This is a genomic window from Vibrio sp. 1-1(7) (assembly GCF_013048485.1).
GTDB lineage: Bacteria > Pseudomonadota > Gammaproteobacteria > Enterobacterales > Vibrionaceae > Vibrio > Vibrio fujianensis.
Map to the genome: position 1 here is coordinate 1,661,785 of NZ_VHSP01000001.1, position 15,890 is coordinate 1,677,674.

18 protein-coding genes are annotated in these 15,890 nt (G+C 45.9%); 15 read left to right on the forward strand and 3 right to left on the reverse strand.

What is annotated here, in order from left to right; translation table 11 throughout:
* Positions 1 to 36: 36 nt before the first annotated feature.
* A complete protein-coding gene (locus tag FKN05_RS07590; RefSeq protein ID WP_099611738.1) occupies positions 37 to 939 on the forward strand; it encodes a LysR family transcriptional regulator in 903 nt (300 codons plus the stop codon).
* Positions 940 to 1,096: 157 nt separating this feature from the next.
* On the opposite strand, the gene tkt is transcribed toward FKN05_RS07590, so the two are convergent.
* Positions 1,097 to 3,094, reverse strand: a complete 1,998-nt coding sequence (tkt, locus tag FKN05_RS07595; RefSeq protein ID WP_099611737.1) for a transketolase — start codon at positions 3,092 to 3,094, stop codon at positions 1,097 to 1,099.
* Positions 3,095 to 3,415: 321 nt separating this feature from the next.
* Between tkt and metK the strand changes: the two genes are divergently transcribed.
* The 7 genes from metK (at position 3,416) to ruvX (ending at position 8,938) form a co-directional block, all read left to right on the forward strand.
* Positions 3,416 to 4,570 carry a methionine adenosyltransferase gene (metK, locus tag FKN05_RS07600; protein ID WP_099611736.1) on the forward strand — a complete coding sequence of 385 codons (1,155 nt, stop codon included), beginning with the start codon at positions 3,416 to 3,418 and terminating at the stop codon, positions 4,568 to 4,570.
* A 63-nt stretch (positions 4,571 to 4,633) separates the two neighbouring features.
* On the forward strand, positions 4,634 to 5,137 hold the full coding sequence (locus FKN05_RS07605) for a SprT family zinc-dependent metalloprotease (RefSeq protein ID WP_099611735.1): 504 nt from the start codon (positions 4,634 to 4,636) through the stop codon (positions 5,135 to 5,137).
* A gap of 80 nt (positions 5,138 to 5,217) precedes the next feature.
* The gene (locus FKN05_RS07610; protein WP_099611734.1) at positions 5,218 to 5,928 is read left to right on the forward strand and encodes an endonuclease; all 711 of its coding nucleotides are present in this window, start codon (positions 5,218 to 5,220) and stop codon (positions 5,926 to 5,928) included.
* A gap of 227 nt (positions 5,929 to 6,155) precedes the next feature.
* The gene (gene rsmE / locus FKN05_RS07615) at positions 6,156 to 6,887 is read left to right on the forward strand and encodes a 16S rRNA (uracil(1498)-N(3))-methyltransferase (protein WP_099611733.1); all 732 of its coding nucleotides are present in this window, start codon (positions 6,156 to 6,158) and stop codon (positions 6,885 to 6,887) included.
* 11 nt (positions 6,888 to 6,898) lie between these two features.
* Positions 6,899 to 7,855, forward strand: coding sequence for a glutathione synthase (gene gshB / locus FKN05_RS07620; protein WP_099611732.1), 957 nt, complete (start codon positions 6,899 to 6,901; stop codon positions 7,853 to 7,855).
* Positions 7,856 to 7,894: 39 nt separating this feature from the next.
* The gene (locus tag FKN05_RS07625) at positions 7,895 to 8,458 is read left to right on the forward strand and encodes a YqgE/AlgH family protein (protein WP_099611731.1); all 564 of its coding nucleotides are present in this window, start codon (positions 7,895 to 7,897) and stop codon (positions 8,456 to 8,458) included.
* 54 nt (positions 8,459 to 8,512) lie between these two features.
* Positions 8,513 to 8,938, forward strand: a complete 426-nt coding sequence (ruvX, locus tag FKN05_RS07630) for a Holliday junction resolvase RuvX (protein WP_099611730.1) — start codon at positions 8,513 to 8,515, stop codon at positions 8,936 to 8,938.
* Positions 8,939 to 8,980: 42 nt separating this feature from the next.
* On the opposite strand, the gene FKN05_RS07635 is transcribed toward ruvX, so the two are convergent.
* Both FKN05_RS07635 and FKN05_RS07640 read right to left on the reverse strand, forming a co-directional pair.
* The gene (locus FKN05_RS07635; protein WP_099612019.1) at positions 8,981 to 10,087 is read right to left on the reverse strand and encodes a PilT/PilU family type 4a pilus ATPase; all 1,107 of its coding nucleotides are present in this window, start codon (positions 10,085 to 10,087) and stop codon (positions 8,981 to 8,983) included.
* A 12-nt stretch (positions 10,088 to 10,099) separates the two neighbouring features.
* A complete protein-coding gene (locus FKN05_RS07640) occupies positions 10,100 to 11,137 on the reverse strand; it encodes a type IV pilus twitching motility protein PilT (protein ID WP_099611729.1) in 1,038 nt (345 codons plus the stop codon).
* Between the two features lie 26 nt (positions 11,138 to 11,163).
* Here FKN05_RS07640 and FKN05_RS07645 point away from each other — a divergent pair, with 26 nt between their 5' ends.
* The 7 genes from FKN05_RS07645 to hemW are packed head-to-tail and all read left to right on the forward strand — an operon-like array spanning position 11,164 to position 15,882.
* Positions 11,164 to 11,871 (forward strand): YggS family pyridoxal phosphate-dependent enzyme, encoded by a 708-nt coding sequence (locus tag FKN05_RS07645; protein ID WP_099611728.1) that lies wholly within the window; start codon positions 11,164 to 11,166, stop codon positions 11,869 to 11,871.
* A gap of 22 nt (positions 11,872 to 11,893) precedes the next feature.
* Positions 11,894 to 12,712, forward strand: coding sequence for a pyrroline-5-carboxylate reductase (proC, locus tag FKN05_RS07650; RefSeq protein ID WP_099611727.1), 819 nt, complete (start codon positions 11,894 to 11,896; stop codon positions 12,710 to 12,712).
* A gap of 51 nt (positions 12,713 to 12,763) precedes the next feature.
* On the forward strand, positions 12,764 to 13,321 hold the full coding sequence (locus FKN05_RS07655) for a YggT family protein (RefSeq protein ID WP_099611726.1): 558 nt from the start codon (positions 12,764 to 12,766) through the stop codon (positions 13,319 to 13,321).
* Entirely contained in the window at positions 13,321 to 13,608 is a 288-nt protein-coding gene (yggU, locus tag FKN05_RS07660) for a DUF167 family protein YggU (protein WP_099611725.1), read from the forward strand. Before FKN05_RS07655 ends, yggU begins: the two co-directional genes overlap by 1 nt.
* A gap of 36 nt (positions 13,609 to 13,644) precedes the next feature.
* On the forward strand, positions 13,645 to 14,076 hold the full coding sequence (locus tag FKN05_RS07665) for a DUF4426 domain-containing protein (RefSeq protein WP_161427755.1): 432 nt from the start codon (positions 13,645 to 13,647) through the stop codon (positions 14,074 to 14,076).
* 24 nt (positions 14,077 to 14,100) lie between these two features.
* Positions 14,101 to 14,703: an XTP/dITP diphosphatase gene (locus FKN05_RS07670; RefSeq protein WP_170887189.1), complete on the forward strand. Its 603-nt coding sequence runs from the start codon at positions 14,101 to 14,103 to the stop codon at positions 14,701 to 14,703.
* A gap of 9 nt (positions 14,704 to 14,712) precedes the next feature.
* Positions 14,713 to 15,882, forward strand: a complete 1,170-nt coding sequence (gene hemW, locus FKN05_RS07675) for a radical SAM family heme chaperone HemW (protein WP_099611724.1) — start codon at positions 14,713 to 14,715, stop codon at positions 15,880 to 15,882.
* Positions 15,883 to 15,890 lie beyond the last annotated feature (8 nt).

Sequence of the window (15,890 nt, forward strand, 5' to 3'; positions counted from 1 at the left end):
AACCAGTGAATTTTCACTAACAAAGGTATCCCCATCATGCAGGATCTCAGTGCAATACGCGCGTTTTATGCACTCTGTCAATACAAAAGCCTTACCGCTGCAGCCAAAGCGTTATCCCAACCGAAGTCCACCCTAAGTCGACGCATTACCCAATTGGAAACCGATTTAGCACAAACTTTAGTGACTCGGCAGGGAAATAAACTATCACTCACTAAGGCGGGTGAGATTTTTTCAGTTTACGCTGAACAATTGCTCGATCTGGCGGTAAAAGGTCAAGAAGCCATTCACGAACTGAATAACCAAGTGAGTGGCGAGCTGACCTTGGTTATTCATCCCAGCTTAATCAGAGGATGGATGAGTAAAATTTTAGATGCATTCATGCAAGAACATCAGCATATCAAGATCAAGCTGCATAGCCAGTTTCAGTTGGCCGAGCATCTATTAGACCCAGATTTAATAATATGGGTTGGGCCTATCTCTCCGACAGGTTACCACCGTGAGCCATTAGGACAATGGCACCATACGGTGTATGCTTCTCCTGACTACCTTGCTACCCATGCGCCATTACAGCACCCACAAGAATTGCTTCATCATCCATGGATTGACTTTATCACTGTTGATCATAAGGCATTGGAATTACACCATAATACGTTAGGTCACTACACCTTACCGGTTATGGAAAGTCGCCTACAAAGCGATAATCTAGCCATGCAAGCTGATGCGATTGCAAAAGGACGGGGCGTCGGGCTACTTCCGACCTGGATCGCTAATGGCTTTGAACGAGCGCATCCAAACAGCTTATCTGCCTGCCTTAAGGGTTGGAAGTCATCTCCGATTGACGTACACGCCTTTTACCCGATTGGTCGACATCCATTACGATTAAGATTACTAATTGAAGCCGTACGTCAAGCGATACCGGTAGAATGGCAACAAGATTAAACATCATATACCCAAACAACTTGGAGGCGATGTGATTCGGTCAACGAACGTAGCCAACACCCCAGCAACTTCAAGTAAGAAGGGGATAAGCGGTAAAAAAGAAAAAGCCTTAGTTTCAATACTAAGGCTTCGTTTATCTGCTGCGTTTAGCGGTTGATTATGCCAGTAATTCGTTGGCTGTTTTCACGACATTTTCTGTCGTAAAACCAAACATTTTGAACAACTGATCCGCGGGCGCTGATTCACCAAAAGTCGTCATGCCGATGATCTTGCCGCCAAAACCAACGTACTTATACCAGAAATCAGCAATGCCTGCTTCAATCGCGATACGTTTGGTCACGTCTGCAGGTAATACCGCTTCACGATACGCGGCATCTTGCTTATCAAAGGTATCGGTAGAAGGCATTGAGACCACACGCACCTGTTTACCTTGCGCAGTCAGCTCTGCCGCTGCATTAATCGCTAGCTCAACTTCAGAGCCGGTCGCAATCAAAATAAGCTCTGGTTTGCCAGCGCAATCGTTAAGGATGTAACCCCCTTTGGCAATATCAGCCACTTGCGCTTCAGTGCGAGGTTGCTGAGCGAGATTTTGACGCGAGAAGATCAACGCGGAAGGCGCATCTTTACGCTCAATCGCCAGTTTCCAAGCAACGGCTGATTCCACTTGGTCACAAGGACGCCATGTGCTCATGTTTGGTGTTAAACGCAGGGAAGCCATTTGCTCCACCGGTTGGTGAGTTGGGCCATCTTCACCGAGACCAATCGAGTCATGGGTATACACTTGGATGTTTTGTACTTTCATCAACGCAGCCATACGCATCGCGTTACGGGCGTATTCCATAAACATCAGGAAGGTCGCACCGTAAGGAACGAAGCCGCCATGCAGAGCGATACCATTGATGATCGCCGTCATGCCAAATTCACGCACGCCATAATGGATATAATTACCGGAAAAATCTTCTGCCGTTAGAGATTGAGATCCTGACCACATAGTGAGGTTTGATGGCGCTAAGTCCGCCGAGCCGCCCATAAATTCTGGCAATAACTTACCAAACGCTTCGAGCGCGTTTTGAGACGCTTTACGTGAAGCAATATTGGCAGGGTTGGCTTGCAGGTTAGCGATAATCTCGCTGGTGGCAGCTTCCCAATTAGCTGGCAATTCACCCGCTACGCGGCGTTTGTATTCTGCGGCTTCTGCTGGGTAAGCTTTCGCGTAAGCAGCAAATTTCTCATTCCAAGCCGCTTCTTTGCTTGCACCGACTTGTTTAGCATCCCACTGTGCATAAATATCCGCAGGAATTTCAAATGGTGCGTGTTCCCAACCTAAGAATTCACGAGCCGCTTTGATTTCATCGTTGCCTAGTGGCGCACCATGGCAATCGTGTGAGCCGGCTTTATTAGGAGAGCCAAACCCGATAATGGTTTTGGTACAAATGAGGGTTGGGCGAGACGTTTCCGTTTTTGCCGCTTCGATCGCGGCATGAATCGCATCCGCATCATGGCCGTCAACCGCTGGGATAACATGCCAACCGTAAGCTTCAAAGCGTTTTGGTGTATCGTCAGAGAACCATCCTTCTACATGACCATCAATAGAGATGCCGTTGTCATCCCAAAAAGCAATCAGTTTGCCAAGGCCAAGCGTACCAGCAAGTGAACACGCTTCATGAGAAATGCCTTCCATTAAGCAGCCATCACCCATAAACACATAAGTAAAGTGATCGACAATATCGTGGCCTGGTTTATTAAATTGAGCGGCTAATGCTTTTTCTGCAATCGCCATCCCCACGGCATTAGTAATGCCTTGCCCGAGTGGGCCAGTTGTTGTTTCAATACCTGGCGCATAACCATATTCTGGGTGGCCTGGCGTTTTCGAGTGTAACTGACGGAAATTTTTTAGATCGTCAATCGAAAGCTCGTATCCTGTTAGGTGTAACAGTGAATAAATTAGCATAGAACCGTGACCATTAGACAAGACAAAACGGTCGCGATCAGCCCAGTGTGGGTTTTGTGGATTGTGGTTTAAATGTGAACGCCACAGCACTTCAGCGATATCCGCCATCCCCATCGGGGCACCCGGGTGGCCAGAATTAGCTTTTTGAACGCCGTCCATGCTCAGAGCACGGATCGCATTGGCAAGTTGTTTGCGAGAAGACATGTCAACTCCTAAATGGGAAGTAAGCGAGATGAGTAAAAATCGAGGTCAGTATTGTCGCAAAGCCCCTCGGGCTCTGCAAACCTTTTGCTGGTGATTTATTCTATTTTTGCAAGGTGTTACCACATATTTCGGTATAACGATAAAAATCTCATAATTTTGAGCAAACGTTTGGCTATAAGATAAACTAAAAAAGAGCTTGTAATTTAAGCGCTGAAAACTAGAATAGACGTCTAGATGTAGAAACGCCTACATATTGAACAATTTCATCGTTCAGTCATTCTCGTTGACTGCTCGTTACTGATATAACTTTTTGGAGCTATCATGGCTAAACACTTGTTTACTTCTGAATCCGTATCAGAAGGTCATCCAGATAAAATTGCCGACCAAATCTCTGACGCGGTACTTGATGCCATTTTAGAACAAGATCCGAAAGCACGCGTCGCCTGTGAGACTTATGTCAAAACTGGCATGGTGATGGTTGGCGGCGAAATCACCACTTCAGCTTGGGTCGACATTGAAGAACTCACTCGTCACACTGTACGTGAGATTGGTTACACTCACTCGGATATGGGATTTGATGCCAATTCATGTGCAGTACTCAATACGATTGGCAAACAATCTCCAGATATAAATCAAGGGGTTGACAAAGCTGATCCGAAAGAACAAGGCGCGGGCGACCAGGGCATCATGTTTGGTTATGCGTGTAATGAAACTGACGTACTCATGCCGGCCCCCATTACTTATGCTCATCGCTTAATGCAACGCCAAGCTGAAGTTCGTAAAAACGGTACGCTTGAATGGCTACGCCCTGATGCGAAATCGCAAGTTACCTTCCAATATGATCAAGGAAACATCGTCGGCATTGACGCTGTCGTTCTGTCAACGCAACACAGTGATTCGGTTTCCACCGCCGATCTACGTGAAGGCGTCATGGAGGAAATCATCAAACCCGTTTTACCAGCCGAATGGTTAAGCAAAGAGACCAAATTCTTTATCAACCCAACGGGTCGTTTCGTGATTGGTGGCCCAATGGGCGACTGTGGCTTAACCGGACGTAAAATTATCGTTGATACCTATGGCGGCGCAGCTCGCCACGGTGGTGGAGCATTCTCAGGTAAAGATCCATCCAAAGTTGACCGTAGCGCTGCTTATGCTGCTCGTTATGTGGCGAAAAACATTGTGGCCGCGGGTATGGCTGATCGTTGTGAAATTCAGCTTTCCTACGCGATTGGCGTAGCTGATCCAACGTCTATTATGGTGGAGACTTTTGGCACAGAAAAAGTCTCACATGATATTATCATTGAGGCGGTACGCCAATTATTTGATCTCCGCCCTTATGGGTTACAAGAGATGCTGAACTTACTGCAACCAATTTATAAGAAAACCGCAGCCTATGGCCACTTTGGTCGAGAGGAATTCCCATGGGAAGCAACCGATAAAGCGGCCCAATTGCGTGATTTTGCTGGTATTAAGTAAATCAATACTTATTGATATAATAGAACCTCAGCCTCGGCTGGGGTTTTTTATTGGGAGTTCCCCTTGTTTGACTTTGAATTACACTATCGCGCTTACCGGCAAATAGAACACTGCATCAAACTGGCTAGTGACTATTTTGCTTATCCATTCCCTCTGCCGAGTCTCAACTTTAAACTGCGAGGCAAAACGGCAGGAAAAGCCTATCTTCAGCTATGGGAAATTCGTTTAAATCCTATTTTATTTGTAGAAAACACACATGCGTTTCTCTCCGAAGTCATCCCCCATGAAATTGCCCACCTCATCACTTATCATCAATATGGTCGAGTTCGTCCTCATGGTGCAGAATGGCAACAGATAATGTCACAGGTGTTTCAATGTGTTCCGCGCACCACTCACTCGTTTAATGTCCATTCTGTCCAAGGTAAAACATTCGAATATCGGTGTTCATGCCAAAGCTATCCGCTGTCGATACGCCGCCATAATAAAGTATTACGTCAACAAGCCACTTATCGCTGCCGACGCTGTCAACAGCCACTACATTTTACCGGCCAACAGCTAACTCGTTAATCGTTCGCTTCCCTAATGGATAGGCAGGCCATTTTTTGAGTGTTAGACTGAGAAAAATCATACTAAAACCAGTCTAAATTATGTTTCATTTTCGTTTGCTATCCACTATATGCCTACTGCTCTTTAGTCGTGGGCTATTTGCTTCTGCACCCACCTCTTTTTCTCAAGCCAAAAAAGCGGCAATCACGATTTATCAACAGCATCCGATCAGTTTTTACTGCGGATGTAACATTACTTGGAAAGGAAAAAAAGGGCTTCCTGAGCTTGAGTCTTGTGGCTACCAAATACGTAAACAAGCCGTACGAGCCAATCGTATAGAGTGGGAACATGTGGTCCCCGCTTGGCAATTTGGCCATCAATTGCAATGCTGGCAAGAAGGCGGTCGAAAAAATTGCACGCGCCATGACCAACATTTTCGCCAAATGGAAGCCGATTTACACAACCTGACTCCGGCAATTGGTGAGGTTAACGGTGATCGTTCTAACTTTAATTTTAGTCAATGGAATGGTATTGATGGCGTCACTTATGGGCAGTGTGAAATGCAAGTCAATTTTGCTCAACGAAAGGCCATGCCACCGGCACGCGCACGCGGAGCCATTGCCCGAACTTATTGGTATATGAGCCAGCAATACGGTTTTCGTTTATCGAAACAGCAAGCCCAATTGATGCAGGTATGGGATAGCCAATATCCAGTTGACGAATGGGAATGTGAACGTGATCGACGAATTGCTAAAATTCAAGGCAACCATAACCCCTTTGTCTACAATCAGTGCCCTATCAATCACCCTTAACGACCGATGAGACAGCAGAGCGTATCACCGCTCTGCTTCTTGACGCTTAGCAAAATCGTTGCAGTTATCGCTAGGTGAGCTATGATCCCTTGCGAGGGTATCTTGAACTTTACCCCTTGTTTTTTATCGTATCAGCATCCATGTTATACACCCGAACAGCGAATCACAGCCCCCCAATCGCGAGTTAAACACCGCTTGGGTATATCATCAATCACTAGGAACTCGGCATGCGTATTCCACGAATCTATCATCCTTCTCCGATCACTCAGTTAGGCTCCCTTGCACTAAGTGATGATGCCGCCAACCACATTGGTCGTGTGTTGCGTATGCAGCCCGGTCAAGCGGTCTGTTTGTTTGATGGCTCTGATGCTGAATTCCCAGCGGTTATCCAAGAGGTAGGCAAAAAGCAACTGCTAGTAGACGTCATTGAGCGCTTTGAAAACAGCATGGAATCCCCGCTTAACTTACACTTAGGGCAAGTTGTGTCTCGTGGGGATAAAATGGAATTTACCATTCAAAAATCTGTTGAGCTGGGAGTCAATACCATTACGCCGCTGTTATCTGAACGCTGTGGCGTCAAACTTGACGAAAAACGTTTCGAGAAAAAACTGCAACAGTGGCAAAAAATCGCCATTGCTGCCTGTGAGCAGTGCGGCCGAAATCGTGTCCCGGTGATTCGTCCCATTATGACATTGGAAGCATGGTGCGCAGAACCAAGCGATGCCCTCAAACTCAATTTACATCCAAGAGCGCAATATTCAATTAACACCCTGCCGGCACCCGTCAATAAAGTGCGTTTGTTGATTGGCCCAGAAGGGGGGTTATCGGCCCAAGAAATAACCATGACCGAACAATATCACTTTTCAGAAACGCTGCTTGGACCTCGAGTGCTTAGAACAGAAACCGCAGCACTCACCGCTATTACCGCCCTACAAGTTCGCTTCGGCGATCTTGGCTAAAGGAGTTCCCAATGATTAAACTCGGTATCGTCATGGACCCCATTTCGTCCATCAATATCAAAAAAGATTCCAGCTTTGCCATGCTGTTAGAAGCCCAGCGCCGTGGTTATCAAATCCACTACATGGAAATGGCTGATTTACACTTAGATCAAGGTGTCGCTATGGCCGATACCAAAATTGTTGAAGTCAAACAAGATCCTAATGGTTGGTATGAGTTTAAATCTCAACAAACCCTAGCCTTGGCTGAACTTGATGTGATTTTAATGCGTAAAGATCCCCCTTTTGATACAGAATATATTTATGCGACCTATATTCTTGAACGCGCAGAAGATGAAGGCACCTTGATTGTCAATAAGCCGCAAAGCCTGCGCGACTGTAATGAAAAACTCTTTACCGCTTGGTTCCCAGAATTAACACCAACCACAATAGTGACCCGTAAAGCAGAAAAGATTAAAGCCTTTCGCCAGCAACATGGCGATGTGATATTAAAACCATTAGATGGTATGGGCGGTTCGTCTATCTTTCGAGTAAAAGAAGGCGATCCAAACGTCTCGGTGATCATTGAAACGCTGACCAATCACGGGCAAAACTATTGTATGGCACAGACCTTCGTCCCCGATATTAGCAATGGCGATAAGCGAATCTTAGTTGTGGATGGTGAACCAATGCCTTACTGCTTAGCACGCATTCCCGCAAAAGGTGAAACTCGCGGTAACTTAGCCGCTGGAGGAACAGGTCAAGCTCGCCCATTAAGTGAAACCGATAAAGCCATCGCTTTAGCGGTCGCTCCCATCTTGAAAGAAAAAGGGCTGATCTTTGTCGGTCTGGATGTCATTGGTGATAAACTGACTGAAATAAACGTCACCAGTCCAACTTGTATCCGTGAAATTGAAACCGCATTTGACATTTCAATTACCGGAAAACTAATGGATGCCATCGAACGTCGTATTAAAGCTTTATCCATGTAGGAGCCCATGGCTCCTGAACGCTAAAGGATTGAAGATTAGATGAACCTAACTAATCATTTTCTCGTTGCTATGCCAAACATGCAGGATCCTTACTTCAAACGCAGTGTCATTTATCTCTGCGAACATAATGAAGAGGGCGCGATGGGGCTCATGATCAACGCACCTATCGATATTACCGTCAGCGGTATGTTAAAGCAGGTGGAAATTGAACCTGCTTACCCCCAGTCTCGGGATCAAAGTCTCAACAAACCGGTATTTAACGGTGGGCCTATCTCAGAAGATCGCGGTTTTGTGTTGCATAAACCCAAAGATCATTATGAATCGACCATTCAAATGACCGATGATATCTCGGTAACAACCTCAAAAGATATCCTCAGCGTGTTAGGTACTGATGCTGAACCAAATGGTTATATCGTTGCGCTTGGTTATGCCGGTTGGTCTCCCGGCCAATTGGAGAAGGAGTTGACCGAAAATTCATGGCTAACCATAGAAGCCGATGCCGACTTGATTTTTGATACGCCTGTGCATGAAAAATGGCATAAGGCGATAAAAAAACTGGGGATCGACCCTATTCAATTGTCTCCTCAATCTGGACATGCCTAACCTTGTATCGCCTTTAATGACAATTAAAGGCGATATTGTTATGAGAATTTAATTATGTCACGCACCATCATGGCCTTTGACTATGGAACCCAAAGTATTGGCAGCGCTATTGGTCAAGAAATTACTGGAACCGCTTCGCCACTCAAAGCGTTTAAAGCCACCGACGGCATTCCGAATTGGGATGAAATAGCCAAACAGATCAAAGAGTGGCAGCCCAATTTATTAGTGGTTGGGCTCCCCACCGACTTACAAGGAAATGCACTAGAAACGATTACCCCACGTGCAAAAAAATTTGCCAATCGCCTACATGGGCGCTTTGGTTTGCCGGTAGAACTGCATGATGAACGCTTATCGACCAAAGAAGCTCGTTCTGAACTCTTTTCTAGGGGCGGCTACAAAGCATTAAGTAAAGGCAATATCGACTGCCAATCCGCTGTGGTTATTCTGGAAAGTTGGTTTGAGAGGCAGTGGTCAGCGTAGAAAAGCGCCATCCCCAATGTTGGTTGGGGACGGCAAACAAACTTAATCCATATCGATTTTAATATCATCCAGCGCTCCAGAGGCATAACTCTCCCCTCGCTGGGTTTTGAGCATCAATCTTAAATCATTACCTGAGTCGGCACTATGTAGCGCATCTTGTTCGCTGATTTGCTCATCCATCACCAAACGATAAAGCGCTTGGTCAAAGGTTTGCATTCCTATTTCTGTTGATTTTGCCATGGTAGGTTTCAGTTCATGCAACTCACCACGGCGAATGATGTCGGCCACCCTCGGGCTATTGAGCAGCACTTCAAATACCCCGTGTCGCCCTTGCCCTTGTTTATCTCGAATCAGTTGCTGACCAATCACCCCTTTTAGATTCATCGATAAATCGAATAAAAACTGCTCTTTTTGCTCTTTTGGCACCAGATGTAAAATTCGCTCTAACGCTTGGTTCGCATTATTCGCATGTAAAGTTGCCATGCATAAATGCCCTGTTTCGGCGAATGTCATCGCGTATTCCATTGTTTCACGAGTGCGTATTTCACCAATCAAAATCATATCTGGAGCTTGACGAAGTGAATTCTTCAGTGCCACTTCATAGCTTTGGGTATCAAGGCCCACTTCTCGTTGGGTAACAATACAACCTTGATGGGGATGGACAAATTCAATCGGATCTTCCACGGTCAAAATATGCCCACTACTTTGTGCATTACGATACCCTGTCATTGCAGCCATCGTTGTCGATTTACCCGACCCCGTAGCCCCAACAACTAAGACAAGCCCCCGTTTCGCCAGCGCAAGATCTTTTAATACCTCTGGCAATTTAAGTTCATCAAACGTCGGGATATGGGTTTCAATACGTCGAATCACCGCACCCGGTAATTCTCGTTGATAAAAAGCACTCACGCGAAAGCGTCCATCGTCGCGTACAATGGCAAAATTAGCTTCACGCGTTTCACTCAATTCATTTTGTTTATCCAGATCCATCATCCGAGCCAGCAGAGCTTTCACTTGTGATTCGGTTAATGGTTCTCCCTCAGCTTGCAGTTGACCATTCACTCGGTAGATGATGGGTGCGGCCACCGTGATGTATAAATCGGACGCCTTATGCGTCAACATGCCTTGTAATATCGTATCCAGTTGCATCATTCGCCTCTCTTAAAAAGTCGATATTTCTAATTCGATCTTTTTTTGTACTTCTTGAGGCTCAACCACGCCCTGAGCCATTAATTGCTTCGCATGTTGCTCCATCGTTTGCATCCCATGTGCTGCGCCAGTTTGAATAATGGAGTACATCTGTGCCACTTTATCTTCACGGATCAAGTTGCGGATAGCCGGCGTCGCTAACATAATTTCATGACAAGCGACACGTCCACCACCAAATCGCTTTAATAATTTCTGAGCAATCACCGCTCGCATCGATTCTGATAGCATGGAGCGCACCATATCTTTATCACTACCGGGGAACACATCGATGATTCGATCAATGGTTTTTGCCGCTGAGCTGGTGTGTAGCGTGCCAAAAACTAAATGGCCAGTTTCTGCGGCGGTTAAGGCTAAGCTAATGGTCTCTTGATCACGTAACTCACCGACCAAAATCACATCAGGATCTTCACGTAACGCACTGCGCAGCGCATTTTTAAAACTGTGCGTATCCCGATGCACTTCACGCTGGTTCACCAAACATTTATGGTTACTGTGGACAAATTCAATCGGATCTTCAATTGTTAAAATATGCTTATTGTGATGAGTATTGATATAATCAACCATAGCCGCTAGCGTGGTTGATTTACCTGACCCGGTTGGCCCGGTGACGAGGACCAGCCCTTTTTCATAATTGGCAATTTTTTTGAAGATTTCAGGAGCATCGAGCTGATCCAGGGTTGGAATCGCCGTCGGAATGGTTCGAAAAACAGCAGAGCAGCCACGAGCTTGATGAAAAGCATTGACACGAAAACGACCAACATTAGGAAGTTCAAAAGAAAAATCCACTTCCAATCGTTCTTCGTATTCACTACGCTGAGCATCGTTCATGATTTCAAAAATTAATCGATGCACATCAGAGTGGTTCAAAGCAGGCACACCGAGCTTTCTTACTTCCCCATCAATGCGAACCATCGGTGGAACGCCTGCAGAAAGGTGTAGATCCGAAGCATTATGCTTTACACTAAAATCCAGTAACTCTGAAATATCCATTTATTTTCCTTAAGTTAAGTCGAGCTATGAGTAGTATTCAACAAAATCTTCAACTGATCACCTCACAGATTAATAGCGCACAACAAAAGTGTGGACGCTCTCCAAGCTCTGTGCAACTTTTAGCGGTCAGTAAAACAAAACCTGTCGAGGCAATTCTCGAAGCGGCTCAAGCCGGGCAAATCGCATTTGGTGAAAACTATGTGCAAGAAGGAGTTAATAAGATCCAGTATTTTGCCGAACATCACCCTGAACTCAAATTGGAGTGGCACTTTATTGGCCCACTACAGTCAAATAAAACACGGCTCATTGCTGAGCATTTCGATTGGATGCACACCATCGATCGGGCCAAAATAGCCCAAAGGTTAAGTGAGCAGCGCCCAGCCAATAAGCCCCCGCTACAAGTGTTAATTCAAGTGAATACCAGCGGTGAAATGTCGAAATCAGGTATTTCTGAAAATGAACTTCTCCCGTTGGCGGAGTTGATTTCTCATCTTCCTAACCTCACGTTAAGAGGGTTGATGTCGATACCGGAGAATGTGGCAGACTATTCCGCTCAACTGGCCGCATTTCAGCGTTTAGCGCAATTAAAAACACAACTGGGCAAAACCTATCCGCATCTTGACACATTATCAATGGGAATGAGCGGCGATATGGATGCCGCTATCGCGGCAGGCAGTACGATTGTTCGTATCGGAACCGCTATTTTTGGCCAACGAGATTACCGCACAGCATAAAACATTAGGGTACAGATTAATCATGGAACAGAGAACCATCGCTTTTATCGGAGCTGGCAATATGGCACACGCGATTATCGCCGGTTTAATCGCCAGCGGCTATAATCCACAGCGCATCATTGCCAGTGCCCCTTCGCAAGAACATTTAACCTCACTGAAAGAAAAATATGCCGTACAGACTACCAGTGATAATCTTGCTGCCGCTAAACAAGCTGATGTTGTGGTATTAGCGGTCAAACCTCAGTTGATGGCAGAAGTGTGTCAACCGCTCCAAGCTATCGACTTTTCAAACAAGTTGGTGATCTCCATTGCTGCTGGGGTATCGGTGGCACGGCTAAATCAACTATTGGCTTGCCAGCCCGCTTTAGTACGAGTGATGCCTAATACGCCTTCTTTGGTTAATCGCGGGATGGCTGGCTTATTTGCCGCGGAAGGCACTCAAGAGCAGGACAAACTATTCACCCGTCAACTGATGTCGGCGGTTGGAAAAACCTGTTGGGTCAAACACGAAGCGGAAATTAATCATGTGATTGCTGCTGCAGGCAGTGCTCCTGCCTACTTTTTCCTCTTTATGGAAGCGATGCAAGCGGAAGCAATCGCACAAGGGTTTGATCAAGAAACGGCTCGTCTGCTCGTGCAACAATCCGCACTCGGGGCAGCGGAAATGGTGCAGGCCAACCCAGAGATTGAGCTTGCCACTTTACGTGAGCAAGTCACCTCAAAAGGTGGCACCACCGCGGAAGCGATCCGCACTTTTAATGAGCATCAATTGTCTGACATTGTGGCTAAAGCGATGCGTGCCGCAGTAACACGAGCACAAGAGATGGAAAAACTATTTTAAATGAATGACGGTTTCAGTACTCTATCGATAAATTTGTAATAAGGGCATCTTATGAATGCAATGAGTTTTTTAGTCTCCACCCTGTTTGATATTTATATCATGGTGGTTATTTTGCGAATTTGGTTACAGGCTGCACGGGCTGATTTCTATAATCCATTTTCACAATTTATTGTGAAAGCGACACAGCCGGTTGTCGGCCCACTACGACGTTTGATTCCTTCCATTGGTAGCGTTGATCTTGCTACTATACTGTTTGCTTATGTGCTATGTGTCGTAAAATTTTTCGCCTTGATTTTTATCGCTTCAAACGGTTCTGCCAGCTTTAGTGCCTACTTTTTATTCTTAGGACTGCTTTCGTTAATTAAAGCGGCTGGCGGCTTACTGTTTTGGGTACTATTGATTCGCGCGATCCTCAGTTGGGTCAGCCAAGGCCGCAGCCCTATCGAATATGTTTTCCATCAATTAACCGAACCCATGCTGGCACCGATTCGTCGCATCATTCCGGTGATGGGTGGTTTTGACCTCAGCGTCTTAGTGCTGTTTATTGTATTACAATTTGCTAACTTTTTGATGGGCGATATTATCGGCCCTCTTTGGTATCAACTATAATGAAGGCCGTTTGGTGTGAAGGAGCCGATCTCTGCTTGAAACTCTATATTCAACCAAAAGCAAGCCGAGATGCTCTGGTCGGGTTACATGGCGATGAGTTCAAACTCGCCATCACCGCACCACCGGTCGATGGTAAAGCCAATGCTCATTTAATCAAATATTTAGCCAAACAGTGCAAAGTGGCCAAAGGAGCCATTGAGATAGAAAAAGGAGAATTGGGACGCCATAAACAGGTACGCATCCACTCTCCTTGTATCATTCCAGTCGAGATCCAAGCGTTACTCTGACCCCTCGTTTGGGGGGCATTTTTATCAGGAGATCCCATGCGTCAATGGTTATATGCGCTACTACTCGCTTGTTTTGCCCTACCAAGTAGTGCAGAGCAATCGATCCGAATGAAAGATATTGAGGTTCATTACTCTGCCTTTAATTCGACATTTTTAACCCCACAGGTGGCACAAAGTTATCAGCTCACGCGCAATGGTTATTCAGCCATTTTAAATATCAGCGTATTGGACAACGCCTCGTTAGGAAAGCCTGCTGTAGAGGCACAAATTTCCGGACACGCTCGCAACCTCCTCGGTCAAACGCGCCCACTCCAATTTCGAACCATCAAAGAAGGACAAGCGATTTACTACCTTGCTGAGTTTGCTATCAGCCATGAAGAAAATCTTACCTTTGATATTGATGTTTCAGCAGGAAATAAAGGCGCTGGAAAACTGCGTTTTACGCAAAAGTTTTACGTACAGCCATAACTCAACCCTCTCCACGAGAAAAGTATGAAGAAAATAGTATTAGCCACGGGAAACCAAGGTAAAGTTAGAGAAATGGCCGGTTTACTGGCCGATTTTGGCTTTGACGTTGTCGCACAAAGTGAATTCAATGTCTCAGACGTCGCCGAAACAGGCACCACTTTTATTGAAAATGCGATCATCAAAGCTCGCCATGCCGCGAAAGAGACCGGGCTTGCAGCCATTGCTGATGACTCAGGTTTAGAAGTGGACTATCTCAATGGAGCACCAGGGATTTATTCTGCCCGCTACGCCGGAGAGCATGCCAGTGATGCAGAGAACATCGCCAAACTACTTGAGGCTCTCAAAGCGCTACCACCAGCGCAAAGAACGGCTCGCTTCCATTGCGTATTAGTTTTGATGCGCCATGCTAATGATCCGACACCGATCGTTTGCCATGGTCAGTGGGAAGGCCTTATCTTGTCCCAAACTCAAGGTAGTAACGGCTTTGGCTACGATCCTCTGTTTTGGGTGCCAGAAGAACAGTGCTCCTCAGCGCAACTGGAGCCAATGCGTAAAAAACAGCTCTCTCACCGTGGTCAAGCACTCAAACAACTGTTTACCTTGCTCACTGAACATCCGCTCCAATAAGAGAACATAATGCTTACTCCTCCCGCTCTTAGCCTCTATGTCCACATTCCTTGGTGCGTCCAAAAATGCCCTTATTGTGATTTTAACTCTCATGCCTTAAAAGCAGAGATTCCTGAACAGGAATATCTACAAGCGTTATTGGAAGATCTTGATACTGACATTGAAAAATATCGCCTTAATGATGCGCCACGTCTCCTACACTCCATTTTCATTGGTGGTGGCACACCCAGCTTAATTTCAGCACAAGGAATTGGGCAATTGCTGAAAGGAATAGCGCAACGCCTACCCTTTCAACCTGACATTGAAATCACCATGGAAGCCAACCCGGGAACGGTAGAAGCCGAGCGTTTTGCGGGGTATAAGAAAGCGGGAGTGACTCGGATCTCCATTGGTGTACAAAGTTTTGCCGAAGAAAAGCTGAAGCGGCTTGGACGAATTCATGGCAAGCAGGAAGCGATCAACGCTGCTCAGTTGGCACACAAGATTGGCTTAACCAGTTTTAATCTGGATTTGATGCATGGTTTGCCGGATCAAACCGTAGCACAAGCGCTAGCGGATCTCGATCAAGCCATCGCACTCGATCCGCCACACCTTTCTTGGTATCAACTCACCATTGAGCCAAATACCGTTTTTCATTATCAGCCTCCCGTGCTACCTGATGATGATGCACTGTGGGATATTTTTGAACTTGGCCATCAAAAATTAACCCAAGCCGGCTATGTGCAGTATGAAATCTCTGGCTACAGCAAGCCAGATTATCAATGCCAACACAACCTCAATTACTGGCGGTTTGGTGATTACTTAGGGATTGGTTGCGGTGCTCATGGCAAAGTGAGCTTTGCCGACGGACGAATCATTCGTACCACCAAAATTAAACACCCACGAGGGTATTTAGCCGCTTATCAAAACATGGTAAAACCGTATTTAGATAGCGAACATGAGGTTGAAATGGTTGATAGACCCTTTGAGTTTTTTATGAATCGCTTTCGTCTGCTTGAAGCCTGCCCAAAACAAGCCTTTATTGATAGTACAGGGCTAGCTCTGGATGCAATTGCAAAACCCATGCACTGGGCGGTCGAGATGGGCTATGTGCAGGATAACCCGTTGGATTGGCAAATCACTGAACGAGGAAAACTTTTCCTCAACGATCTACTCGCCGCCTTCATGACCGATGATTAACGTTCATT